Genomic DNA, 23,917 nt, shown 5'->3' on the forward strand with positions numbered 1-23,917 from the left:
CCGGCCGGAGCGTCAGCGCTTGCACGCCCGGGACTCGTCGCCGTCCTTGCAGATCGTGACCCACGGGCCGTCCCAGTAGTTCATGGGCCCGAGGACCGCGGTGATGTCCAGTGTGCCGGGGCCGCACTGCTTCTGCGGGGACTTGTGCCACACCTGGGGACCTCGCGGCTTGCCCATGTACGCGGCGCCGACGGAGATGGTGTAACAGGCCTTGGGGTCGGTGACGGTCAGCTTGCCCGTGGCCGTCACGGTGCCGCCGATCCCGTCCTTCCAGACGGTCGTCATCGTGCCGGAGCCGTACGCTCCGGCGACGCTCGCGTCCCAGGGCTTCGGATCGAATACGTCATCGGCGCTGGCGGTGCTCGCGGTGGCACCGATCATCAGTACGGCGCCGGCGGCCGCGGTGGCCGCCGTGAACTTGCGCATGGCGCAACGTCCCTTCGTAGTGGTGGTGTCGCGTTGGCGACACCACGCTAGGAAGGGGGCATATCGCCGCGATATCGAGGACGAACCCGCGGCCCGGGCACCCGCTCGGCGCGGTCGAGTGCCCGGAGGAAGCAAGCGGGCCGGCGCCGCGCATGACGTTGGCATATGCCGCCGGGATAGACGGAGGCAGGGGGACGTGATCGAGCCATCAATCTCATCAACAGGCGCTCCACGTGGGCCTCTTGATGGCTATCGTGGTAGGGCAAGCGGTAACAACCTGCTAGGGGGAAAACCGTGGCGCTGAAGCCCGAGCCGACCGCGCCGTTCCACTCGGTGCAGTACGCCCTGCGCGTACTCGAAACGATCGCCCGCCACACCGGCGGTGTGACCGATATACAGATCGCGCGTGAGACCGGCCTGCCCGCGGTCCATCTCGCCCCCATGCTCCTCATGCTGCGCCGCGAGGGGTACGTGCTCCAGGTGGCTGACGGCGCCTACGCCATAGGCGACTCGCTGGTGCTGCTCGGCTCCGGCATAGACCGGCAGCAGGCCCTCCAGAACAAGCTCCAGGACACCCTGGACCGGCTCCGGGACTCGGTGGGCGCGGCGGTCTACATCAGCCGGTACGTGGACGGCGAAGTGAAGATCACGCAGTTCGCGGACAGCCCGCGCACCCCGAAGGTGCACGAGTGGGTCGACTTCCGCTCCGCGGCGCACGCCAGCGCGGTCGGCAAGTGCCTGCTGACGCAGCTCGACCAGAACGGGCGGCGCGACCACCTCTCGCGGCACAAGATCGCCCGGCTCACGTCGAAGACGATCGTGAACGAGCGGATCCTCTTCTCCAAGCTGGACGCCCAGCCGGCCACGGTTCCGGTGCTGGACCTGCAGGAGTACGCGGTGGGCACCGTCTGCGCCGCGGTACCGATCACGGCCGGGGCCTCGGTGGGCTGCCTGGCCCTGTCGATGCCGGTCGAGCACGCGCACCGGCTGCGGGCCGCGGCGGACGCGCTGAACCGGAAGGCCGCTCCCCTGCTGCTGTCGCTCACGCTCTGAGGTGCGGTGGGCGGGGAAGCCCGGAAAACACTTCGGGCGGTTCCCGGTGAACCGGAAACCGCCCGAAGTACAGGTGCGCCGCCAGGGACTCGAACCCCGGACCCGCTGATTAAGAGTCAGCTGCTCTAACCAACTGAGCTAGCGGCGCCTGACAGAGAAAATACTACCTGCTCCTCAGGGGTGCTCAAAACCAATACCCGGCGGCGCCGCCGATCGCCGATCAGCGCTCCAGGAGCTCGCCCCGCCCGTGCGCCGCGTACGCCGCCAGCAGCCCGGCGAGGTCCTCCGGAGCCAGGAGGCGGTAGCCGGAGCCGCCCGGCGGGGACCACCAGACCGGGTCCGGGCAGCGGAAGCCGGAGCGGCGCAGGGCGGCCCGGTGGATCTTGTTGGTCGCCGTCGTCGGCATGGACCGAACGATCCGGACGTAGCGCGGGGACATCTTCGTGCCCAGGTCCGGCTGGGCGGCCAGGAACGCGGAGAAGGCCTCCGGCGAGAACCGCTCCCCCTCCTCCAGGGCGACCGCCGCCATCACCTGGTCGCCGGCCACCTCGTCCGGCACCGCGTAGACGGCGACCGCGGCCGCCGGGGACCAGCGCGCCAGGATGTTCTCGATCACCGCCGCGGCGAGGTTCTCGCTGTCGACGCGCAGCCGGTCGTCCGTACGGCCCGCGAAGTAGAGGAAGCCGTCCGCGTCGCGGAAGAAGAGGTCGCCCGTCCAGTACCAGCCGTCACGGGACCGCGCGGCCTGCGCCTCGGGGTTGCGCCAGTAGCCCTCGAACAGGCTTCGGCCGCGGTTGACCAGCTCGCCGATCGCCGCCGAGCCGTTGAGGAGGCGGCCCCGCCCGTCCAGGACGGCGGGCGGGCACTCCGTACCCGTCTCCGGATCGATCACCGCCAGGTCGTCGCCGGCCCCGGCCCGGCCCAGGGCGCCCGGCGGGGTGCCCGGGGTGCTCTGGACGGAGGCGCCGCCCTCGGTGGCCCCGTACCCCTCCACCAGCCGGACCCCGAACCGCTCGGCGAAGCGGGCCGCGTCCACGGCGCCGGCCTCGGTGCCGAAGCCGAGGCGCAGGCAGTGGTCGCGGTCGTCGGGGCGGGGCTCGGTGGCCAGCAGGTACTGCACGGCCCGGCCGACGTAGGTGAAGTACGTCGCCCCGTACGCGCGGACGTCGGCCAGGAACGCGGAGGCGGAGAAGCGGGGGCGCAGCGCCACGGACGCGCCCCCGGCGAGGGCGGGCAGCCAGTCGGCGATGACCGCGTTGCCGTGGAAGAGCGGCATGCAGACGTAGTGGACGTCGTCGGCGGTGACCGAGAACTGGCGGACCAGCGAGTCCGCGGCGGCGGCCAGCCGGCCCTGGCTGCACAGGGCGGCCTTGGGGGCGCCGGTGGAGCCGGAGGTGAAGTAGAGGAGGAAACGGGAGGCGGGGGCGGGGGCGGCGAGCACCGCCTCGCCCGGCTTCGCGGCCGCGTACGGGGCGAGCAGGGCGGCGTACTCCTCGGAGTCGGTCACGAGGATCCGTACGCCCGGCAGGTCGAGCCCGCGCAGCAGCGGCAGGTGGGCGCGCTCGGTGACCAGGATCCGGCAGTCGGTGTGCAGGATGTCGCGCGCCAGCTCGGGACCGCGCCGGGTGGGGTTGATCCCGGCGACGGCGGCCCCGGCGAGGGCCGCCGCGCCGAGCCAGAACGGGAACTCGGGGGTGTTGTCGAGCAGGACCCCGATGTGCGGTTCGGCGCCCTGGTCCGCCGGCAGGAGGTCGACGAGCAGCGCGGCGCGCGCGGCGGCCTCCTGGGCGGTCCGGTGGCGGCTGAGGACGGCGGTGTGCGTGCTGCCGCCGTACATCAGCCCCGGCCGATGGTCGCCCCATTGGCGCGCTATGAGCTCCGCGACTGTTCCGGATGTCGTCCGCATGCCGCCGGAGGGTAGCTGACGTACCGTCAGAACTGAACGTCGGAGCAGGAGTAGAAGGCCATGGCGGTGTCGTTGACCGTCCAGACGGCCAGGATCATGTGCCGGCCGGTCTTTCCGCCCGGCATGGTGCCCTGGTGGACCGTGGTCATGTCGGGCCGGGCGCCGTTGTAGGCGACGGTGAGGAAGGGCTGGGATTCGAGGGAGGCGCGGGTCAGGGGCTTGGTGGGGTCCCAGCCGTTCTTGGTGACGTAGTACTTGAAGTCGGTGGTGGAGTGGTTGGCGGTGAACTGCCACCGGAAGCCGTAGCTCTGCCCGCTGGTCACCTTGGTGGTGGGCCAGGTGCCGCCGCGCGGGTCGTCGAGCTGCGCGAACTCGCTGTGCCCGCCGGAACATATCTGGCCGTCGGCCGGACCGGCGGCGGGGAAGCCCTTGTAACCCTCGACGCTCTGCGGCTCCCACTGGATCGGGCCGCAGTCGGAGACGGTCTTGTTGGCGCAGAGCTTCTGGCGGCTGATGGGGGTGTCCGTGTAGCCGTGGCTGCTCGCGGTGGGGGCGGTGAGCAGCGCCAGGCCGGCGATGACGCCGAGGCCGAGCGTGGCGGCGCCGGCTCGTCCGGGCAGGTGAACGGGCATGCGGATGGGACGCATGATGCTCCTTGAACGTGGGGGGAGTCCGATGAGAGCGTGCGCATACGCGGGATTTAGGTCTAGACCAAGTACCAGGCTATTGACGGGAGTTGGCCATGTCCAGACCAATGGAAGAACGGGTGGTCCGGCAGATTCCGGCCACCCGTTCTTCGTCAGCTGCGACCGTTACTCGGGACGCCCCGTGTAGAAGGCGACGGTGAGGTCCTTCACGAGGGCCTTGCGCTCGTAGTCGTCGAGTTCGACGAGCCCGCGCGAGGTCAGCCGGTGGACGGTGTCGTCGACCGCGTCCACGACCGAGGTCAGCACCATGTCCCGGTGCTTGGCGTCGATCGCCGCGACCCGGCGCCGGCGCATGGCCTCGGCGACCTCCGGGGCGTACTCGATCCGGGTCGGCTGGGCCGAGTACACCTCGATCCCGACCGCCTCGGTCTCGGTCGCCAGCATCCGGGTCAGCGCGTCGCCGACGGCCTCGGAGTCGCGCAGCGTCGGGGCGTCCTCGTGGAAGGCGTCGGCGGGCAGCTGGGACAGGACCCGGGCCATGGCCGATTCGACCTGCTCGGCGAGGTACTCGGTGTGGTCCTCGACGGCGAGGGTGGCCCGGGCCGTGTCCTTGACCTGCCAGACGACCTGGACGACGACCCGCAGGGCCAGACCGCCGGAGTCCACGGCGGGCATGGGCTCGCTGCGCCAGTGCCGCAGCCGGACGTCGACGCGGCGGCGCAGCAGGAGGGGGCTGACCCAGGTGAGGCCGGTACGGCGGACCGTGCCGCGGTAGCGGCCGAAGAGGGTGAGCACCCAGGCGTGGCCGGCCTTGGCGCGGCCGAGTCCGCCGATCGCGAGCAGCGCGACGATGCCGAGGAAGGCGAGCGGGGGCCAGTGCGTGGCGCGGAGCCCCTGGTAGGCGCGGGGGGTCGCGCCGAAGGCCGCCACGAAGGCGGCGGGGACGGCCCCGGCCCGCCAGAGCACCGCCAGGCATCCGGTGAGGGCGAGCCCACCGACGCCGACGCCGACCCAGCCGGGCAGTACGGGCCCTCGGTGCTCCCGCAGCCGCTCGTCCCCGCGCGGCACCCGCCGCCCGGGCGCGGGCCGCGCCGCGCGGGGCGGCCCGGCGGGGGCCGGTTCCCGGGCGGGCGCCGGGGCCGGGGCCCCGACCGGGCGGGACTCCGCGGGGAACGGCAGGTGCACGGGCACCTCGGTGACGGCGGCCCCGCGCGCGGCCCCGAACCGCGGCAGATCCTCCGTGTCCCCCTCCGCCATTCCCCGCGCCACGGCCCGCGCGACGATGTCCCCCACGGCAGGCCCGGGCACGCGCCCGGCCTCGGCATCGTCCGCGATGTGCGGCTCCGGGACCCGGGGCCCGGCTTCGCCCTGCGGACCGGCGGACGGCCACGGCTCTGCGTGCCGGGTCTCAGGAGCGTCCGCCCCCTGCTCCGCCTCGGGACGGGCGGGCGGCCAAACGTGGCCGAGCGGAACCCGGCGCCCGGCCCGGGCCGAAGGCTCCGCGCCGACCTCGGCGTGCGGCTTCGCAACGTACGGGTCTTGCGCCGCGGGCTCGGACCCGCTCTCGCCGTGCCCCGCCCGACTGCCGGACTCCGCCTCGGTGTGCGGGTGCGGGGCCCGCTGCCCGGCTTCGCCCTGCGGGACGGCGGCCGGCCAGACCTGACCGAGCGGTGCCGGGGGCGCGGTCCGGGCTTCGCCCTGCAGGACGGCGAGCGGCCAGGGAGCGCCCTGCGTGGGCGCGGAACCGTCCGCCCCGGGCCCGCCGGGCGGCAAGGCCCGGGCGTGCGCGGGGTGGCCCGGCAGCGGCTGCGCCCCGGGGCCGGCCGGGGGCCAGAGCTGGGCGTGCGCGGCCATGGGCCCCGGCTGCGCCGCAGGCTCGGGGGCGGCCTCGGCGCGCACGAGGGCGGAACCGTCCGGCAGCGGCTGCGCCGCAGGCCCGGTCCCCGTACCGGTCCCGGCGTGCTGGGCGGTGGGCGTGCCGTACCGGTCCGCGGGGTGGCCCGGCAGCGGCTGCGCCCCGGGGCCGGCCGGGGGCCAGAGCTGGGCGTGCGGGGGCGGGGGTTCGGCGGGGCCGTCGAAGCCCCGCAGGCGCAGGGTGGACACCCCCGAGTGCGCCGCCGGGGCCGGTACGGAGACCGGCGGATCGGGCTCCTGGCCGTACTCGGCGCGGTCTCCGGCCCCGGCCAGCGCGTGCACCGGCTCGGGCTCGAACCGGATCCGGGCCGCCGGGACCTCGCTCACGGCGCTGTCCGCAGCCGGCCGCCCGTGCGGGAGGGCAACCCCGATCGGCCCGGCCACCATCCTGACGGGGACCCCGGCGACCCAGGCCGGCCCTGCCGGATCCACAGCGTCCCCGCCGGGAACTGCGGCCGCCACCGCGCCGAGGGCCCGCTCCGCCGGAAGCCCGGACTCGGAACGGACCTGAGCCCCGCTCGCCGCCGGAGCGGCGGCCCCGGCGGGAGCCTCGAACTCCGAACCGGACCGGGCCGCGTGCGCGAGCCGGTCCATGGCTGCGGCAGCGTCGGCAGGAGCCCCGAACGGGGCCGGGATCAGTGCCGCGGCCACCGGCTCCGCACCCGGCCGGGCCGGGTACGCACCCGGGATCGCGGCCGCGGCAGCCACCGCCGGAGGCGCCGCCTCGGGCCCGATCCGGGCCCCGGCCGAGGGGCCGGCCTCCGGCCCGGGCTGGGCCGCGTACGGGGCCGGGATCACGGCCGCGGCAGCGATCGGCTCGGCCTCCGGCCCCCACTGGGCCGCCTGCGGGAGGGGGCCGGCGGCGGCCTCGGCCGAAGACAGCGGTTCCGGAGCCGGCTGGGCCACCTGCGGTGCCGGGTGCCGGCGGAGGGCCGGGGCGTCGCCCGTGACTCGTACCGTCGGGGCCTGCGGGGGCGCGGGCGGTACACGGAAGGTGCCCGTCGTCGAGGTGGTGCGCGTGGGGTACATCGTTGCCTCCGTCATGCGAACAGCCGGCGCCAGGTTTCCGGGCCCGGGTAGCCGTCGGCCGCGGCTCCGCGCCAGCCCTGGGCGCGCTGGAAGGCCTCGACACTGCGACGGTCTGCCTCGCTCCAGCGGGGCCCCGGGCCGGACGTGTAGTTCTTGCCGAAGCCCTTCTTCACCAGCTGGCGGCCAAGGGCGGTGATCAGCGGGTTCGAGGACCCGGGGCGGAACACCGACAGCCCCGGATAGCCCGGCGGTCCGGCCGGGATGCCCGGCACCCCGGCCGGACTGCCCGGCACCCCGGCAGCGCCCGGTGCACCGGCCTGCCCCGGTCTGGGGGGAGAGCCCGGGGCGCCTTCCACCGTGGGGCGGATGTCCTTGCCCTTGTGCTCCACCAGCAGTTGCCAGGTGTGCGCGCCCGGGATGCCGTCGGCGTCCGTGCCCGTCCAGCCCTGCGCGCTCTGGAAGGCCTGCGTGGCCAGCCGGTCGGCGTCGCTCCACGCCGTGCTCGCGCCCTTCGGGTAGAAGCGCCGCCCGCCCCGCTCGATCAGCATCCGGGCCAGCTGGGCGACGTACTCGTTGTTCGCGCCCGGACCGAACTGCGTGGCGCCGGGGAAGACCGTCGGGACCGCCGGCTTCGGGTCCGTCGACGCCGGGTCCTCGGCGAGGCCGCCCGTCACCCCGTTGAACCGGTACGGGACGTACTTCGTCGCGTTGTTCCAGTAGCCGAACGGCGTGGCCCCCGTGCGCGTGTTCGGGCGGGTCTGCTCGTACGCGACGTAGTGCGTGCGCGTCTCGTCGACCCATCCCCCGAAGAGCACCACGTGCGAGCCGTTGGTCGGGTCCGAGGGGTTGTGGAAGAGCAGCATGTCCCCCGGCAGCAGCTCCTCCTTCGTGATCTTGGTGGCGAATTTGTCGAGGCTGCCGGTCCACTCGTTCGTACCAAGGTTCCAGGCCATCGAGACGTAGCCGGAGCAGTCCTGCCGGTAGCCGTCCGACCAGTACGTGGACATGCTGTACGGGACCTTCGCGTCCAGCCACAGCTTCGCCCGCGTGATGATCGACGTCCGGTCGGTCCGCTTGATGGCCGACGGCGCACCCGGCGCACCCGCCGGCTTCGCCGGGGCCGGGCGTCCGTGCAGCGGGGACCGGCCGCCCTGCGGGGATCCGGGGGTGTCGAGGGAGACCGGCCCCGGGCCGGGGACCGGGGTGGCCGCCGCCAGGGCCGCCGAGCCGCCACCGCCGAGGACCACGCCCGCCGCGGTGGCGAGCACCAACGCCCGGCGGGCGCCGCGCGCGGCCGGGTGGCCGCCGTCCCGGAGCGGTATGGCCCGCGCGCGGGCGAGGGCACGGCGGCGCTGCGCGCAGCCCAGGCAGACGCAGTCGCCTGCGGGCTCGTACTCCTCGAAAGCGGGCACCGGCATCGGCATCGCTGCCGGCTCCATCGGCGCAGGCATCTGCACATGCATCGGAGGCTGGATCGTCATGCGGTTCCGTCCACTCCCCTGCTCGTCGCTGGTCAGGCGGGCCCCACATCTGTCGGGGCATCAGATTCGGCTCGGCCCAGACATATCGTGCACGATAAACCCCTCAAACATGGGTTAATCGGACAAGGTGGGCGCGGCTGGTCACGAGCACCACTGGAGGTGGGGTAGAGTTTTCTCTGTCAGCAGGCGCCGCTAGCTCAGTTGGTTAGAGCAGCTGACTCTTAATCAGCGGGTCCGGGGTTCGAGTCCCTGGCGGCGCACAGACGAGAAGAAGCCCCCCGCAGCGAAAGCTGCGGGGGGCTTCTTCGTCATGTCCTCTCACGCCGCGGCGCCGGGCCGGACCCCTCCCGTCAGGTAGGCCGATACGACCACGTTCGCCGTGTACTCCTTGGCCGCCTTGTCGTACGTGCCCCCGCAGGTCACCAGGCGCAGCTCCGCCCGGCCCTTGATCCGCGAGCCGTACGCCCGGTGCGCGTCGAAGCGCGCCCGCTCGTAGACCCGTACGTCCTCGATCGTGAACTCGGCGACCGAACCGTCCGCCCGGACCACCCGCACCGTGTCGCCCGTCCGCGCCGTGCTCAGGCCGTAGAACACCGCCGGCTTCGACGCCGTGTCCACGTGCCCGACCAGCAGCGCGGCCCCGGCCTCGCCCGGCTTGGTCCCGCCGCCCCACCAGCCGACCGTGCCGGGACGGTCGTACGGCGGCGGCTCGATCGCGCCCTGGGCGTCGAGGCCCCGGGAGATCACCGGCGCCTGGATGCCCATCGACGGTACGTCGACCCGCGCGGGGAGGGACGCCGCCAGCGGGGTGTGCGCCGCGGGCAGCCCCGGGACCGGGAGCGCCGACCCGCCGGCCGGTGCGGACGACGGGCTCGGCGGGACGCCGGTGATCTCCCGGCCCCACAGCCACAGACCGAGCACCAGCACGGACCACGCGGCGAAGGTCAGCAGCCGCCCGCCGCCGGAGGACCTCGGCTCCCCCGAGCCCGTCACCGGCGTGCCCTCACTCGCCGCTGCGGCGCCGGCGCAGGGTCAGCGCCCGGAACGCGACGGCCAGCGTGGCCGCGGCGGCCAGCACGGCGCCGACCACGGTGTGCGGGAGGCCGGGGCCCTCGCCGCCGTGGTTCTTCCTCGCCGCCGCGGCCTGGTCCTGCGCCGCCTCGGCCGCCCGCACCGCCCGGTCCGTCGCCGCGAGCTCGGCGGACATCCCGCCGCCGCCCGCGTGGACGGGCCAGACGGGCGTCTGGTGGGGGTTCGGCCGGTCGCGGTCCCGGTCCTTTTCGCGGTCATCGCGGCGGCGGAGCACCTCGACGGTGCCGCGCAGGCGGTCCTCGCCCCCGTCGCACTTCACCTTGATGTCGTGCAGGCCGGGCTGTGCCTGCGAGCTGATCATCGCGTCACCCGAGAGCGACTTGTCCCCCTCGCGGCCGGAGGACAGGTGGACCTCCGACACGAACGCGGCGGACTTGGCGGTCGCCCATTTGTCCTCACAACCGTGGACGCGCAGCTTGACCTGCGCCCCCGGTTCGGCCTGGCGCGGATCGACCGAGACGCTGCCGCTTTTCTCCTCGCCGGCCGCCAGGGCGGTGGGCGAGGACACGGCGGTGAGCGCCGTCAGGGCGACGGCCACCCCGGTGACACGGAGAGCGAACAGAGCACTGCGCATGGTGAACCTCCTCAACAAGGAGATTCACGCGCGGCGCACCACTCCGCATCCGGAGCGCCGCGCGCTTGACCCGTTCGGATCAGACGAGATCGACCAGGTCGGCGATCGAGTCGACGGTCTTGGTCGGCCGGTACGGGAACTTCTCGGTGTCCGCGGCGGAGGTCAGTCCGGTCAGCACGAGGAAGGTCTGCATCCCGGCCTCCAGCCCGGCCAGGACGTCGGTGTCCATCCGGTCGCCGATCATCGCGCTGCTCTCGGAGTGCGCGCCGATGGCGTTCAGGCCGGTCCGCATCATCAGCGGGTTGGGCTTGCCGGCGAAGTACGGCTGCTTGCCGGTGGCCTTGGTGATCAGCGCGGCGACGGCGCCGGTGGCGGGCAGCGGGCCCTCGGTGGAGGGGCCGGTCTCGTCGGGGTTGGTGCAGATGAAGCGGGCGCCCGCGTTGATCAGGCGGACCGCCTTCGTCATCGCCTCGAAGCTGTACGTGCGGGTCTCGCCGAGGACCACGTAGTCGGGCTCGTGGTCGGTCAGGATGTAGCCGATGTCGTGCAGGGCGGTGGTCAGTCCGGCCTCGCCGATGACGTACGCGGTGCCGCCCGGGCGCTGGTCGTCGAGGAACTTGGCGGTGGCGAGCGCCGAGGTCCAGATGTTCTCGACGGGGACGTGGAGGCCCATGCGGGAGAGGCGGGCCTGGAGGTCGCGCGGGGTGTAGATGGAGTTGTTCGTCAGGACCAGGAAGGGCTTGCCGGATTCGCGCAGCCGCTTGATGAAGGCATCGGCGCCGGGGATCGGGGTGCCTTCGTGGATCAGGACCCCGTCCATGTCGGTGAGCCAGGATTCGATCGGCTTGCGCTCTGCCACTGGATTGTTCTCCGCTCTCGGTGGCCGTACCTCTGACCTGTGACCGCCGACCTGTGGCCTGTGGTCTCTACCACCCTATCGGGGCCGGGCCGCGGACGCCGAGGGCGTCCACAGCCCGGACCCCTGCCCGGTTCCGAGGATCAGCCGAGCTTGACGTTGTCGACGGTCCAGTACCAGTTGTTGGTGCCGGCGTAGCGGAAGCGGACCTGGACGTCGGTGGCGCCGGCCGGGACCTGGAGGGTCAGGGACTCCGCCTTGGCGACCGCGTCGGCGGTGTAGCTCTTGACGACCGTGGGCGCAGCGCCGTTGTAGGAGACCAGGACCTGGGCGGTCTGGCCGGCCTCGTGGTGGTAGTGGGTCTGGAAGGTCAGGTTCGCGGACGAACCCGCGGCGCCGCCCGTCACGGCCCACTTGGGGGTGATGAGGGTGGAGTCGTAGGAGCCGGTGTGGGACTTGTCGTCCCACTCGTCGGAGTCGGCGACGGCGAACACGTCACGGGAGCGGACGTTCAGCTCGCGCCACTGGTCGCGCTGGGACTGGCTCCAGAACTCGTCGGTCGCGAAGGCCCAGCCGGCCCACTCGGTGACACCGCCGGTGCCCATCTTGGAGTTGTCGATCGACCAGCCGGCCGGCGGGGTGTGCGTGAAGCCCTTCACGCCCGCCGGGATGCCCGTCTCGTCCACGCGGGCCTGGAGGTTCGGCCGCAGGGTGTCGAACGGGTCGTTGTCGTCGGGGGCGTTCAGCGCTATGCCGTCGATCGCCGGGCCGGGGTCGACCCCGACCTGCGTCATCGCGGTGGCCGCCACGTCGACGAGCTTGACGTCGCTGCGGACCGAACCGGCCGGGATGCCCGCTCCCTTGGCGATGACGAAGGTGCCGCGCTCCTGGATGGTGGAGCCGCCGTGGCCGCCCGCGTCGGTGTGCCCGTGGTCGGTGGTGACCAGGATCTTCCAGTTCTCCTGGGCGTACGTGGGGCGGTTCTGCACGGCGGTGAGCAGCTGGCCGACCATCACGTCGACGCGGCCGATCGCGTCGAGGTACTGCTGGCTGGCGGCGCCGTACGAATGCCCGGCGCCGTCGACCTGGCCGAAGTAGACGAACGCGGCGTCCGGGTTCTGGCCCTGCAGTTCGGCGGAGGCCGCGGCGGCGATCTTCGGGTCCTCGGTGCCGTAGCCGTCGCGGTCGCCCTTGAGGCTGAGGCGCTTGTCGACCTTGGCGGAGAAGACCGGGCCGCCCGCGTCGGTGGAGGTGATGGGCTCCCAGTCGGCGGCCGCGTACGTGTTGAGCGACGGCTTGGCGTTCTCGATGCGGGTCAGGAAGTCGGGGTGGGCCGTGTAGTTCTTGCCGGTGAAGGTGTTGTCCTTCACGCCGTGCTTGTCGGGCCAGACGCCGGTGGCGATGGTGGACCAGCCGGGGCCGGAGGAGGTGGCGGCCATCGGGTTCGCGTAGAGGGTGCTCTTCGCGGTGAGGCCCTGGGCCATCAGGCCCTGCAGGTTGGGGGCGTTGGCGGCCTTGACGCGGTCCAGGACCGTGCCGTCGATGCCGATGACGAGGACCTTGTCGGTGGTGGCGGCGGTGGCGGCGGTCTCGGCGGTGGCGGTGTGCGCGCCGAGGGCGGTGGCGAGCAGGGCCGTGGCGGTGGCGGTCACGGCGAGGGCGCGTCCTGACAGGACAGTGGGCACGTACTCCTCCGGGAGTAATCGTGGGGAAGGCGCGGGTGGACTTGCGTGCGGACGTGGGGGCACAGATGCGTGCGGACATGCGCGGGGTCCGGACCGAAGGCACGATCTTCGGTCCAGACCCGTTATGCAAGCGTCACTTTCCTGGTCGTGGGTGACCAGGAGGCGACCAATCAGCTGCCGGTTGCCGACTTCCACGCGTCGACGTAGCTCGCCAGGTTCTTGTCGATGTCCGCCCAGTCCGGCTCGAAGACCTCGACGCCGGTCATCAGCTTGGTGAGCTCGACGGCGTTGGCGTCGGTCGGCTTGACGTCGGTGCGCGCGGGGAAGCCGCCGCCGACCTCGCTGACCAGCTTCTGGGCTTCCTCGCTGAGCAGGAAGTCGAGGAGCTTCTTGCCGTTCTCGGTGTGCGGGGCCTTGTCCACCAGGCCGGCCGCGTACGGCAGGGCGAAGGTGGTCGGCTTGCCGCCGTCCTTGGCCGGGAACCAGATGCCCAGGTTCGGCATGGACTTCGACTGCGCGAAGTTCATCTGGACGTCGCCGTTGGCGACGAGCAGCTCGCCCTTGTCGGTCTTCGGCGCGAGCTTGCTGGTGGAGGAGGACGGGCCGACGTTGTTGGCCTGGAGCTTCTTCAGGTACTCCAGCGCCGGCTCCTTGCCGCCGAAGTCGTGCATCGCCTTGACGAGGACGGCCGTGCCGTCGCCCGCGACACCCGGGGTGGAGTACTGGAGCTTGCCCTTGTACTCCGCGTCCAGCAGCTCTTCCCAGGTCTTGGGCGCCTCCGTGAGCTCCTTCTTGTTGTAGACGAAGCCGAAGTAGTTGTTGACGACCGAGGTCCACTTGCCGTCGGCGGCCTTGTTGGTGCCGTTGACCTTGTCGGAGCCCTGCGGCTTGTAGGCCTGGAGCAGGCCCTTGCCGTCCGCCTGCTGGATGAACGGCGGGAGGGTGACGATCACGTCGGCCTGGGTGTTGGTCTTCTCGCGGACGGCGCGCTGCACCATCTCGCCCGAGCCGCCCTCGACGTACTTGACCTCGATGCCGGTCTTCTTCGTGAACTCGGCGAAGACCTTGTCGTACCAGCCGTCGCCCTTCTCGCTCTTGAGGCCGTCGGCGCTGTAGACGGTGACGACCTTCTCGCCGCCGTCCTTGGACTCGGCGGCGGTGGTCGAGCCGCCGCAGGCGGTGAGGCCGCCGGCGAGGGCGAGGCTGCCGGTGACGGCGGCGGTGACACGGAGGAGGCTGCGACGACCGTTGGGGTTTCTGTACATGGGGAAGAACTTCCTTACGGGGGAAAGGGAGTCAGCGGTACGAGGCTCTGGTGCGGACGCGGGAGACGGCCAGGAGGACCAGCAGGGTGGTGGCCATCAGGACCACGGCGACGGCGGACCCGCCGAAGAGCGAACCGCGGTCGGTGGCGGTGAAGATCCGGACCGGGAGGGGCATCCAGTCCGGCGGGTAGAGCATCATCGTGGCGCTCAGTTCGCCCATGGACAGGGCGAAGCAGAGTCCGGCGGCCGCCGTCAGGGACGGCAGCAGGAGGGGGAGCTTGACCCGCCACAGCACGTACGCGGGACGGGCGCCCAGGGAGGCCGCCGCCTGTTCGTACGCCGGGTCGAGACGAACGATGGCGGCCGAAACCGACTGATAGGCAAACGCCGTGACAAGAATCGTGTGCGCCAGGATCACGATTGAGCTGGTGCCGTTGAGCAGCAGCGGGGGCTTGCTGAACGCGACCAGGACGGCGAGACCGACGACCACGGACGGCACGGCGACCGGCAGCATGAACAGGGCGTCCAGGGAGCGCTTCCCGCGCCGCTTCAGCCGGGCGGCGGCCAGCGCGGCCCAGGTCCCGACTGTGAGCGCCAGCAGGCTCGCGGCGAGGGCGGTCACCAGCGAGGTGGTCAGCGCCTGGAGGGATTCGCCCTGCACGGCGGAAGCGTAGTTCTCGGTCGTCGGGCCGGAGGGGAAGGCCCCGGACCAGTGGGTGGAGAACGACGCGGTCACCACGACGAGCAGGGGCAGGGCGAAGAGGGGCAGGAAGAGGAGGCCGAACAGCCCCCAGGCGGCCCAGCGGCCGGTCTTGCTATGCACCAGCACGCTTGCTCACCACCCGGTAGAGGCCGAACAGGCCGACGGAAATCGCGATGTTGACGACGGCGACCACACAGGCGGCCGAGTAGTCGGACTCCAGGATCGCCTTGCCGTAGACGAGCATCGGGAGCGTCGTGACGTCCTTGGCCCCGGTGAACAGCACGATCCCGAACTCGTTGAGGCACATGACCAGGACGAGGCTGCCGCCGGCGGCGAGCGCCGGGAGGGCCTCGGGCAGGATCACGCGCCGGATGATCCGGGTGGGCTTCGCGCCGAGCGAGGAGGCCACCTCCAGCTGGGCGGTGTCCAGCTGGGAGAAGGCGGCGAGCAGCGGGCGCATCACGAAGGGCGTGAAGTACGTGATCTCCGCGAGCAGCACGCCCCACGGGGTGGTGAGGAAGTGGAACGGCCCCTCGGCGCCTGCGCTCACGTCGGTCCAGAGCCCGTTGGCCATGCCGACCGTGCCGTAGATGAAGAGGAGGGCGAGGGTGATGAGGAAGGAGGGGAAGGAGAGGAAGACGTCGATGAACTTCGCGACGGCCTTGGCCCCGGGGAAGGGGACGAAGGCGATGATCAGCGCGAGTACGAAGCCCAGGACGAGGCAGCCGACGGTGGCTCCGGCGGCCAGCCAGACCGTGGTCCCGAGCGCCTCGCGGAAGGAGTGCGAGCGGAAGACGGAGGCGTACGCGTCGAAGGCGCCGCCGCCGTTCTCGGGGCTGAAGGACTGCTGGACGACCAGGGCGAGCGGGTAGAGGAAGACCAGCGCGAGCGCGGCCACGGGCGGCAGGGACCAGAGCCAGCCGGGTACGGTACGGGGCCCGCGCGCGGCGTGGGCCGCGGAGCCGCCGGAGCCGCCGGGGGCTCCGGCCGGTCCGGCGGGCCCGCCCGGCGCGGAGCTCCGTACGGTCTGCTGCCGGGTCCGGGTCCGGTGCGGGGTCTGGTGCGGGGTCTGGTGCGGGACGGTCGTGGCGGCCGGTGCGGGGACCTCAGCCATCGGAGACTCCCGCCGACAGCAGGACCGCGTCCTGCGGCTCGAAGTGCAGGGTGACGTGGTCGCCCAGCGCCGGGGTCTCGCGCAGCTCCGGCAGGTCCGCCTTGACCCGGTGGCCCTCGATGTCCACGTACAGCCTGTGCGTGGAACCGCGCCACTGGACCTCGGTGATCGTCCCGCTCAGCGCGTTGGGACCGGCGCCGAGACCGAGCAGGTGCGGCCGTACGCACAGGGTGGCACTGGCGCCGGGGACGGCGCGCCCGCGGTCGAGCTCCAGGGCCCGCCCCGCGAAGAGCGCCCCGGACTCGGCGACGGTCACCGGGATCAGGTTCGCGTTGCCGACGAACGACGCGGTGAACTCGGTGCGCGGCGCCCGGTACAGCTCCTGCGGAGTGCCGCAGTCCTGGAGCCGGGCCTTGTCCATGACCGCGATCCGGTCGGCGAGCGTCAGCGCCTCCACCTGGTCGTGGGTGACGTACAGAATCGATACGTCGGGCAGTTCGCGGTGCAGCCGGGCCAGTTCGGCGAGCATCCCCGAGCGCAGCTGCGCGTCGAGCGCGGACAGCGGCTCGTCGAGCAGGAGCACCCCGGGCCGGATCGCCAGCGCGCGGGCGATCGCCACGCGCTGCTGCTGCCCGCCGGAGAGCTCGCGCGGGTAGCGCTTGGCGTACGCCGCCATGCCGGTCATCTCCAGGGCCTCGGCGACGCGCCCGGGTATCTCGGCCTTGGGGGCCTTCTGCGCCTTGAGGCCGAAGGCCACGTTGTCCTCGACCCGCATGTGCGGGAAGAGCGCGTACTGCTGGACGACCATGCCGATGCCGCGCTTGTGCGGCGGGAGCGCGGTGACGTCCCGGCCGCCGATCAGCACCCGGCCCGCGGCCGGCCGTACGAACCCGGCGACCGCGCGCAGCGCCGTGGTCTTGCCCGAGCCGGAGGGGCCGAGCAGCGCCATGACCTCGCCCGGCTCGACGGTCAGGTCGAGGCGGTCCAGCACGGTGTTGCCGCCGTACTCGACGCTGACCCCCTCGAAGCGGATGCCGCTCACGCCGACTCCAGCAGGACCGCGGGCAGGTCGGCGATCGACTCGATGACGTGGGTCGCGCCGTGCTCGGTGAGCGCCGCGCGGTCGTGGGCGCCGGTGAGGACGCCCGCCACGATCCCGGCGCCGGAGCGGCGGCCGCAGAGCATGTCGTACGCGGTGTCGCCCGCGACCACGACGTCCCGTACGTCGTCGGCGGCGCCGGTGCGCAGGAACGCGGCGAGCACCATGTCCGGGTAGGGGCGGCCGCGGCCGCCCGCGTCGGCGGGGCAGAGGGTGAGGTCTGCCAGGCCCTGCCAGCCGAGGGCGTCGAGGATGGCGTCCTGGGTGACGCGGGCGAAGCCGGTGGTCAGTACGACGGTGCGGCCGTCGGCGCGGAGCTTCTCGATGGTCCGGCGGGCGCCGGGGATCGGGGCGATGAGCCCGCCGTCGACGAGCTCGCCGTAGGCCTCCTCGAAGGCGGAGTTGGCGCGCTGGGCCATCTCCTCCGTGCCGAAGAGGTGGCGGAAGACGGAGATCTTCGACTCGCCCATGGTGTCGCGGACGTACTGGAGCTTGGCCTCGTGGTCGGCGGTGCCCGGCTCGACGCCGATGCGCTCGGCGGCGAGCTCGAAGGCCCGCTCGACGAGGCCGCCGTCTGCGACGGTGGTGCCGGCCATGTCGAGGACGACGAGGCCGTGGTTGTTCGTTGTGCTCACGTTGCTCATGTTCTCTACCAGCCCAGTTCGTTCGCGGTGGTCTCGGCTATGGCGGGCGAGCAGGTCATCCCGCGGCCGCCGGGTCCGGTCACCAGCCAGACGCCGTCGGCCACCTGCTGGCGGTGGACGACGCGGGTGGTGTCGGTGCATTGCGCGTACACGCCCGCCCAGCGGTGCCGGATCTTCGGCAGCGGGCGGCCCAGGAAGGACTCGACGACCTCGGTGAGGTACTCGTACGGGTCTTCGAGGGTGTCGAACGCGAAGGGGTGCTCGTACTCGTGGGTGTCGCCGATGGTCAGTCCGCCGTCCTGGCGCTGGACCATCAGCAGCTGCATCTTGTGCGCGGCGGCGACCGGCGCCTGCGCCTGCTCGGCGTTGAGGGCGTCGAGGGCGTCGCTCTTGTACGCGGGGTAGTAGCGGAAGCTGTCGGCGTCCGCGATGGAGGTGGTGAGCTTCTCGCCGAGCGGGGCGGTCTGCATCATCTGGAGCCGGACGCGGCGCACGGGCAGGTCGGGGACCAGCTCGCGGACCATGCCGGACAGCCAGGCGCCGGTGGCGAGGACGACGGCGTCGCCCTGGTGGACGTCACCGTGGTCGTCGCGGACGGCGCCGTTGCCGACGACCTCGCGCACCTCCCGTCCGGGCAGGAAGGTGTAGCGGCCGCTCGCCTTGAGGGCCTCGCGCAGGTGGAGCTGGGCGGTGCGCGGCTCGACGGCCGCGTCCCGCTCGCACCACAGGGCGGCCTCGAAGGTGCCGCGCAGGGCGGGGTTGATCTCCCGGGCCTCCGCGGTGGTGACCAGTTCGTAGCCCCGTGCGGCGGCGTCGGGGCGGGCGGCGGCCGCCTCGGCGACCGCGTACTCACGGGCGTTGCGCACCGGGGTGAGGGAGCCGATCGCACGGAAGCCCAGGCCGGGCACCTCCGCGCCGATCCGCTCCCAGAGCTCGCGGGCCCGCAGGGCGGTGTCGAGCTCCTCGCCCCCGGCCCGCCCACTGACCCAGATCTGGCCGAAATTGCGCAACGACGCGCCGCGGGCCTCTGCCTCTCGCTCGATCTGGACGACCTCGTGGCCGCGTTCGACTGCTTGCCAGGCGTGCATGGTGCCGACCACGCCGCCTCCGACGACTATGACTCTCACGTGCCCCACGGTGGCCGTGCCCCGTGGACCGGGGGGATCGCGACGGCAACGGGACGGTGAACAGACCTCGACGCTTGGACTAGACCCGTTACCTTCCCGTGACCTCCATACGCCCCTTTTTACCGCCTTGCACCGATCCGCTCGGGACTATTCGGGCCGCAGGTGGGTCGTGAAGCTGAACCGGTCACCACGGTAGAGCGAACGCACGCGCTCCAGCGGACGCCCGTCCTGGTCCCGCGAGAACCGGTGGATGAGCAGCATCGGAAGGGCCGGCGGGGTGCCGATCAGGAGGGCCTCGCGGGGGGTGGCGAGGACGGTCTCCAGCCTCTCGTCGGCGTCCCCGAAGGAGATCCCGAGCCGGTCGAGGAGGTATCCGTAGAAGGAGGAGTCGGGCGGGAACTCGCTGTCGAGGCGGGGCGCCCGCGCCACCCTGATGTACGTGCTCTCCAGGCCGACCCGCTCGTCGTCGGCGAGCAGCACGCGCTCCAGGTGCCAGACGGGCTCGCCGGGTTCGGCTCCGATGCCGGCGGCCAGCTCGGGCGGGCAGGGGAACTGCTCCAGCCCGATGAGGTTACGGCCGGGGCGGCGGCCCTGGCGGCGTACGCCCTCGGTGTAGCTCGCGAGGGAGAGGGGCTGTTCGAGCTTCGGGCCGGCGACGACGGTGCCGCGGCCGGAGCGGCGCAGCCGCCCCTCCAGGAGCAGTTCGCGCAGGGCCTGCCGTACGGTCTCGCGGGACACCTCGTACCGTTCGGCGAGATCCCGCTCGGTGGGCAGCAGGCCGCCCTCGCCGAGGTCGTCGAGAAGGTCCGCGATGAGGGCCTTGACGGCGTAGTACTTGGGGATGCGGCCGTGCTCCGGGATGCCGGAACGGACGGGCGAGCCGGGGCGGTGGTGCAGGTTCTGTTCTTCCACCCTGGGACTGTACGCGGGCCGGGTGTACGGAGATCAGCGCGCCGGAGTACCGGGGGTACCGGAGGCGCGGGGGGTGTCGGCGGAGGGCGGATCGGTCCGGGCGCGCAGGCGGCGGGCGGCCAGCAGGAGGCCGGCGCCGGCCGCGAGGGAGGCGACCCCGCCGATGCCGAGGAGCCGGTTGCGGGGGCCGGTGTCGGCGAGGGACCCGGCCTCGCCCGCCTCGCTCTCGGGGCCCTCGACGGAGAAGCGGTAGCCGTCCGCCTCGCCGACCCAGTCGCCGTCGTCGGCCTTGCGCTGCACGAGGGCGGCGTCGGCGAGGACCTCGCCGGCGGGCGTGCCGGGGGCGAACGCCAGCCTGACCTTGACCGTCAGGGAGCCGCCGGCCCGGACGGCGAAGCCGGAGAAGGCCTCGCCCCCGTCGAAGACGGCGATGATCTCGTCCCGGTCGCTCCGCTCCAGGCTGACGGGGAAGGTCCCGCCCGGGGCCTCGAACTCCATCCGGAAGTGGGCGGGGAGCAGGGCGCGGGCCTTGTCCGTGAACACCACGACGGGGTGGATGGCGGTGCACTCGGAGTTCGTGGTGTTGGTGAGGTCCAGGTACCAGGTCTGCGGCCCGCCGCCCGGCCGGTACACGGCCGGCCCGCCGCGGATCCGCGCGCCGATGGGGAAGGCGCTGCTCTTCCCGTCGCCGCAGGTGGCCTCGATCCGGGACGGCAGCGCGGGCGCGGGGCGGGCGCCGCCGCCGTTGCCGACCTCCGCGGCCGCGAGCGGCGCGGAGAGGGCGACGGCGGCCAGGACGGGGACGGCGGAGAGGGCAAGGGCTTTGCGCAGTCGCATGGAAGACCTTCGCTTCGCTGCTCGCCGGACGGGAGGACGGTGAACGGGCCGAACCGACTGAAGGCCGAACGGGCCGAACGAGCCGAACGAGCCGAACAGGCCGATCGTCGGACGAGGCGACAATCACCCCGGCCTCCCGGCACCCTCCCACGCGCCCGCGCCCCCCTCCCCCCGCCACGCCTGCCGCCTCCCGCCTTACGCCTGATCGGATCAGCCGAGGACGAAGGGCAGCCGCGCGGCCGGCGCACCGAGTTCCGCCCGCTCCGCGGGGGTCGGCGCCCGTCGGCCGGTACCCACGAGAAGCGCGTCGCGATCGGTGAACGACGCGGGGAAGACGAAGCCTGCGATCTGTTCGAGCAGCGCGCGGGACCGGGCCAGGCCTTCCGGGGGCGGTGGGGGCGCGTCGGGGAGGTGGGCGATCAGGTCGAGGTGGTGGAGCGTCCACTCCAGGACGTACGCGGTGAGGTAGTCGGCCACGGTGAGGACCTTGTCCTGCGTCACCACCCGCAGACCGGGGTCGGCGAGCTCCGCGGCGCGGCCGGCGGCGGAGCCGACGTCGTCGAGGTGGAACCTGAGCAGGCCCGGATCCTCGTACGCGGCGGCCAGCCGCACGACCAACGCATCGAGCGGATCCTCGCCGCTGGGCGGCTGGTCGCCGACGTTCCAATAGCTCGCGGCGTCAGCGGTCGGTTCCCCTGCGGCAGGAGTGACGAGAGTGATCAGAACGTCCTGCGCATCGATGACCAGATGACACACGAGATCCCGGACGAGCCACCCCCGACACCCGGAATCCCGCCCGAAGTCCACATCCGCAACCCCGTCCACGGCCTCCCGCAAGGCCGCCCAAGAACGCAAGAAGAGCCCCATACGGGCAACGTAATACAGCGTTTGAGGCGCGGAGGCCCAGGAGTCGACACCCGGCAACGGCGCCGCACCGAATTCCAGCCCCGCCGGCGTTTGAGGCGCGGAGGCGCGGGGACCGGCACCCGGCAACGGCGCCGCACCGAATTCCAGCCCCGCCGGCGTTTGAGGCGCGGGGGCAGCGCCCCCGCAACGGCGTCGCACCCGAACGGGGTCCGGGGCCGCGCCCCGGGAAACGGAGAAAGGGCGGGGCGGGGAGAAAGCCCCGCGCAGCGGCCCCGCCCCCGGCCACACCCCCCGGCGGCTCCGGCCGTAGCCATCGATGCGCAGGGGCCCGGGGGCGGACCGCCCCCCGAACACAGCGCGCCGCCAGGCGGAGCCTCACCCCCCGCGCCCGAAGAACGGCGCGAGCGCCAACTCCGCAGCCCCCTCCGCCACCCCCACCCCGGCCACGCCAACCCCCGGCACCGCGCCCCCCAGACTCCGCGCCACCAACACCCGCCGCACCCCCTCCACGAACACCCGCGGAGCGGAATCCACCACCCGTCCCCCCAACTGCACGTGGTCCACATCCAGCAGCGCCACCACGTTCGCCGCCCCCTCACCCAGGATCCGCGCGGCCTCCGCCAAGTCCCCCCGGTCCACCGCCGCCAGGCACAGCACCTCCGCGCAGCCCCGCCCCCCGCACCGGCACGGCGGCCCGTCCAGGCTCAGCACCTGGTGTCCGAACTCCCCCGCCGCAGACCGCTCCCCCCGGTACACCTCCCCGGCCAGCCGCAGCCCGGCCCCGAGCCCGGTGCCCAGGTGCACGTACAACGACGCGGCCCCGGATCCCGACCCGTCGCCCCCGGCCCCGGCCTCGACCCCGCCCCCGGCCCCGGCCGCCACCCCCGCGTTCGTGTCCTTGTCCACCACCACCGGCGGAGCCCCTGCTCCGAGCCGCCCCGCCACCGCGTCCCGCAGCGGGAACCCCTCCCACTCCGGAAACCCCGTCACCCGGCCCAGCACCCCGGTCCGCCAGTCCAGCGGCCCCGGCGCCGCGATGCCCACACCCAGCAGCAGCCCCGGACCGGCCTCCGCGCACACCCGCGCGACCCCTCGTACGACGGCCTCCACCACCGCGTCCGGACCGGCCCCGAAGTCCGCGTCCGCCCGGCACTCCGCCACGACGCCGCCCGCGAGGTCCACCCGTACCGCCCGCAGCTCCTCGCGATCCAGCTGCACGCCGACCGCGTACCGCGCCTGCGGGACCAGCCGCAGCAGCGTGCGCGGCTTGCCTCCCGTGGACGCCCCCCGGCCGGCCTCCGCGACCAGCCCCTCCGCCCGCAGCCGCGCCGTGATCTTGCTGACGGCCTGCGGCGTGAGCCCCGTACGGTCCGCGAGCTCGGCCCGCCCGAGGCCCGCGGCTCCTGCTGCGCGCAGCAGGTCCAGTACCAGCGCGTCGTTGTGCCCGCGCAGCGCCGGCAGATTCACACCACTCCCATTGCTCCTGCTACCCCAGTCCACCTGCCCATTGTCCACCCTCCTTGCACTTAAGCAACGCTGTTGCCAAAGTAGAGTCATGACCTCCATCCCCACCCCCCTCCGCGTCGGCCTCATCGGTTACGGACTCGCCGGTTCCGTCTTCCACGCGCCGCTCGTCTCGGCCACCGACGGACTCGTCCTCGACACGGTCGTCACCTCCGACCCCGGCCGGCAGGCCCAGGCGCACGGGGCGTACCCCGGCGTCCGGACCGTCGGCACGGCGCAGGAGCTCTGGGACCTCTCCCCCGCCCTCGACCTGGTCGTCATCGCCTCCCCCAACAAGACCCACGTCCCGCTCGCGACGGTCGCGCTGGGCGCCGGCATCCCGGTCGTCGTGGACAAGCCGCTCGCCGCCACCGCCGCCGAGGCCCGCGAGCTCGCCGCCCTCGCCGACAAGACCGGCACGTTCCTGTCCGTGTTCCAGAACCGCCGCTGGGACAACGACTTCCTCACGCTGCGCCGCCTCATCGCCGGCGGCGAACTCGGCGAGATCCAGCGCTTCGAGTCCCGTTTCGAGCGCTGGCGCCCGCAGCTCAAGGGCGGCTGGCGCGAGTCCGGAGCCCCGGAGGAGATCGGCGGGCTGCTGTACGACCTCGGCAGCCACGTAGTCGACCAGGCGCTGGTGCTGTTCGGCCCGGCCGTACGCGTGTACGCGGAGACCGACGTGCGCAGGCCCGGCGCCGAGGCGGACGACGACACCTTCATCGCCGTCACGCACGCGAACGGGGTCCGCTCCCACTTCTACGTCAGCGCGACCACCGCGCAGCTGGGTCCGCGCTTCCGCGTCCTGGGCTCCCGCGCGGGCTACGTGAAGTACGGGCTCGACCCGCAGGAGGCGGCCCTGCGCGAGGGGCATCGGCCGGGCGTCGGGGACACCCCGTGGGGCGAGGAGCCCGAGCACCTGTGGGGCCGGGTGGGCTCCGGCGAGTCCCCGCTGACCGGCGGCGGAGCCCCGGTGCCGACCGTACCGGGGGACTACCCGGCGTACTACGCGGCGGTGCAGGCGGCCCTGCGCGAGGGCGGCCCGGCGCCGGTCACCGCGCACGAGGCGGCGCATTGCCTGGCGGTGCTGGAGGCGGCGCGGATCTCGTCCCGGGACGGGGTGACCGTCGACCTGAGTGCCGCCATGTCCTGAAAATGGACAGTTTGAGGGTCGAATGCGATCTAT

The 23,917-nt window shown here is 73.1% G+C and carries 21 protein-coding genes and 2 tRNA genes; 3 read left to right on the top strand and 20 right to left on the bottom strand.

Going from position 1 to position 23,917, the window contains the following annotated elements; translation table 11 throughout:
* Positions 1-12: 12 nt before the first annotated feature.
* Complete coding sequence (locus ACIQU4_RS29115) at positions 13-426, bottom strand: hypothetical protein (RefSeq protein ID WP_403736765.1); 414 nt, start codon at positions 424-426, stop codon at positions 13-15.
* Between the two features lie 294 nt (positions 427-720).
* Between ACIQU4_RS29115 and ACIQU4_RS29120 the strand changes: the two genes are divergently transcribed.
* The gene (locus tag ACIQU4_RS29120) at positions 721-1,479 is read left to right on the top strand and encodes an IclR family transcriptional regulator (protein ID WP_403736767.1); all 759 of its coding nucleotides are present in this window, start codon (positions 721-723) and stop codon (positions 1,477-1,479) included.
* Between the two features lie 74 nt (positions 1,480-1,553).
* On the opposite strand, the gene ACIQU4_RS29125 is transcribed toward ACIQU4_RS29120, so the two are convergent.
* The 5 genes from ACIQU4_RS29125 to ACIQU4_RS29145 all read right to left on the bottom strand — a co-directional run bounded on the left by ACIQU4_RS29125 (position 1,554) and on the right by ACIQU4_RS29145 (position 8,393).
* A tRNA-Lys gene (locus ACIQU4_RS29125) sits at positions 1,554-1,627 on the bottom strand.
* 72 nt (positions 1,628-1,699) lie between these two features.
* Positions 1,700-3,385, bottom strand: coding sequence for an AMP-binding protein (locus ACIQU4_RS29130; RefSeq protein ID WP_403736770.1), 1,686 nt, complete (start codon positions 3,383-3,385; stop codon positions 1,700-1,702).
* A gap of 26 nt (positions 3,386-3,411) precedes the next feature.
* Positions 3,412-4,017: a lytic polysaccharide monooxygenase gene (locus ACIQU4_RS29135; RefSeq protein WP_403737115.1), complete on the bottom strand. Its 606-nt coding sequence runs from the start codon at positions 4,015-4,017 to the stop codon at positions 3,412-3,414.
* Between the two features lie 180 nt (positions 4,018-4,197).
* Positions 4,198-6,975 (bottom strand): SPFH domain-containing protein, encoded by a 2,778-nt coding sequence (locus ACIQU4_RS29140; protein ID WP_403736773.1) that lies wholly within the window; start codon positions 6,973-6,975, stop codon positions 4,198-4,200.
* Between the two features lie 11 nt (positions 6,976-6,986).
* Positions 6,987-8,393, bottom strand: a complete 1,407-nt coding sequence (locus ACIQU4_RS29145) for a peptidoglycan-binding protein (protein WP_403737117.1) — start codon at positions 8,391-8,393, stop codon at positions 6,987-6,989.
* A 249-nt stretch (positions 8,394-8,642) separates the two neighbouring features.
* Here ACIQU4_RS29145 and ACIQU4_RS29150 point away from each other — a divergent pair.
* Positions 8,643-8,716: transfer RNA gene (locus tag ACIQU4_RS29150), tRNA-Lys, on the top strand.
* Between the two features lie 58 nt (positions 8,717-8,774).
* On the opposite strand, the gene ACIQU4_RS29155 is transcribed toward ACIQU4_RS29150, so the two are convergent.
* The 14 genes from ACIQU4_RS29155 to ACIQU4_RS29220 all read right to left on the bottom strand — a co-directional run bounded on the left by ACIQU4_RS29155 (position 8,775) and on the right by ACIQU4_RS29220 (position 22,797).
* Complete coding sequence (locus ACIQU4_RS29155; RefSeq protein WP_403736775.1) at positions 8,775-9,449, bottom strand: class F sortase; 675 nt, start codon at positions 9,447-9,449, stop codon at positions 8,775-8,777.
* Positions 9,450-9,459: 10 nt separating this feature from the next.
* Positions 9,460-10,122, bottom strand: coding sequence for a hypothetical protein (locus ACIQU4_RS29160; RefSeq protein ID WP_403736777.1), 663 nt, complete (start codon positions 10,120-10,122; stop codon positions 9,460-9,462).
* Between the two features lie 79 nt (positions 10,123-10,201).
* A complete protein-coding gene (locus ACIQU4_RS29165; RefSeq protein WP_030866406.1) occupies positions 10,202-10,981 on the bottom strand; it encodes an HAD-IIA family hydrolase in 780 nt (259 codons plus the stop codon).
* A 140-nt stretch (positions 10,982-11,121) separates the two neighbouring features.
* The gene (locus ACIQU4_RS29170) at positions 11,122-12,663 is read right to left on the bottom strand and encodes an alkaline phosphatase family protein (RefSeq protein ID WP_403736780.1); all 1,542 of its coding nucleotides are present in this window, start codon (positions 12,661-12,663) and stop codon (positions 11,122-11,124) included.
* A 170-nt stretch (positions 12,664-12,833) separates the two neighbouring features.
* Positions 12,834-13,928 (bottom strand): 2-aminoethylphosphonate ABC transporter substrate-binding protein, encoded by a 1,095-nt coding sequence (locus ACIQU4_RS29175; protein ID WP_403736783.1) that lies wholly within the window; start codon positions 13,926-13,928, stop codon positions 12,834-12,836.
* A gap of 31 nt (positions 13,929-13,959) precedes the next feature.
* Positions 13,960-14,757, bottom strand: a complete 798-nt coding sequence (locus ACIQU4_RS29180) for an ABC transporter permease (RefSeq protein ID WP_403736786.1) — start codon at positions 14,755-14,757, stop codon at positions 13,960-13,962.
* Positions 14,744-15,745, bottom strand: coding sequence for a 2-aminoethylphosphonate ABC transporter permease subunit (locus ACIQU4_RS29185; protein ID WP_403736789.1), 1,002 nt, complete (start codon positions 15,743-15,745; stop codon positions 14,744-14,746). The genes ACIQU4_RS29180 and ACIQU4_RS29185 overlap by 14 nt, the downstream gene beginning before the upstream one ends.
* A complete protein-coding gene (locus tag ACIQU4_RS29190; RefSeq protein ID WP_403736792.1) occupies positions 15,738-16,787 on the bottom strand; it encodes an ABC transporter ATP-binding protein in 1,050 nt (349 codons plus the stop codon). Before ACIQU4_RS29190 ends, ACIQU4_RS29185 begins: the two co-directional genes overlap by 8 nt.
* On the bottom strand, positions 16,784-17,479 hold the full coding sequence (locus tag ACIQU4_RS29195) for a phosphonatase-like hydrolase (RefSeq protein ID WP_403736794.1): 696 nt from the start codon (positions 17,477-17,479) through the stop codon (positions 16,784-16,786). The genes ACIQU4_RS29190 and ACIQU4_RS29195 overlap by 4 nt, the downstream gene beginning before the upstream one ends.
* Positions 17,480-17,493: 14 nt before the next feature.
* The gene (locus tag ACIQU4_RS29200; protein WP_403736797.1) at positions 17,494-18,615 is read right to left on the bottom strand and encodes a TIGR03364 family FAD-dependent oxidoreductase; all 1,122 of its coding nucleotides are present in this window, start codon (positions 18,613-18,615) and stop codon (positions 17,494-17,496) included.
* A 147-nt stretch (positions 18,616-18,762) separates the two neighbouring features.
* On the bottom strand, positions 18,763-19,527 hold the full coding sequence (locus tag ACIQU4_RS29205; protein ID WP_403736799.1) for a GntR family transcriptional regulator: 765 nt from the start codon (positions 19,525-19,527) through the stop codon (positions 18,763-18,765).
* A 33-nt stretch (positions 19,528-19,560) separates the two neighbouring features.
* On the bottom strand, positions 19,561-20,364 hold the full coding sequence (locus ACIQU4_RS29210) for a hypothetical protein (protein WP_403736801.1): 804 nt from the start codon (positions 20,362-20,364) through the stop codon (positions 19,561-19,563).
* A gap of 210 nt (positions 20,365-20,574) precedes the next feature.
* Positions 20,575-21,231, bottom strand: coding sequence for a maleylpyruvate isomerase N-terminal domain-containing protein (locus tag ACIQU4_RS29215; RefSeq protein ID WP_403736804.1), 657 nt, complete (start codon positions 21,229-21,231; stop codon positions 20,575-20,577).
* Positions 21,232-21,606: 375 nt separating this feature from the next.
* Positions 21,607-22,797 carry an ROK family protein gene (locus tag ACIQU4_RS29220; protein ID WP_403736806.1) on the bottom strand — a complete coding sequence of 397 codons (1,191 nt, stop codon included), beginning with the start codon at positions 22,795-22,797 and terminating at the stop codon, positions 21,607-21,609.
* On the opposite strand from ACIQU4_RS29220, the gene ACIQU4_RS29225 reads away from it, so the two are divergent.
* Entirely contained in the window at positions 22,787-23,884 is a 1,098-nt protein-coding gene (locus tag ACIQU4_RS29225; RefSeq protein ID WP_403736809.1) for a Gfo/Idh/MocA family oxidoreductase, read from the top strand. The genes ACIQU4_RS29220 and ACIQU4_RS29225 overlap by 11 nt on opposite strands.
* Positions 23,885-23,917: the final 33 nt, after the last annotated feature.

Origin of the sequence: Streptomyces sp. NPDC090741, from assembly GCF_044769045.1 — a bacterium.
Taxonomy (GTDB): domain Bacteria; phylum Actinomycetota; class Actinomycetes; order Streptomycetales; family Streptomycetaceae; genus Streptomyces.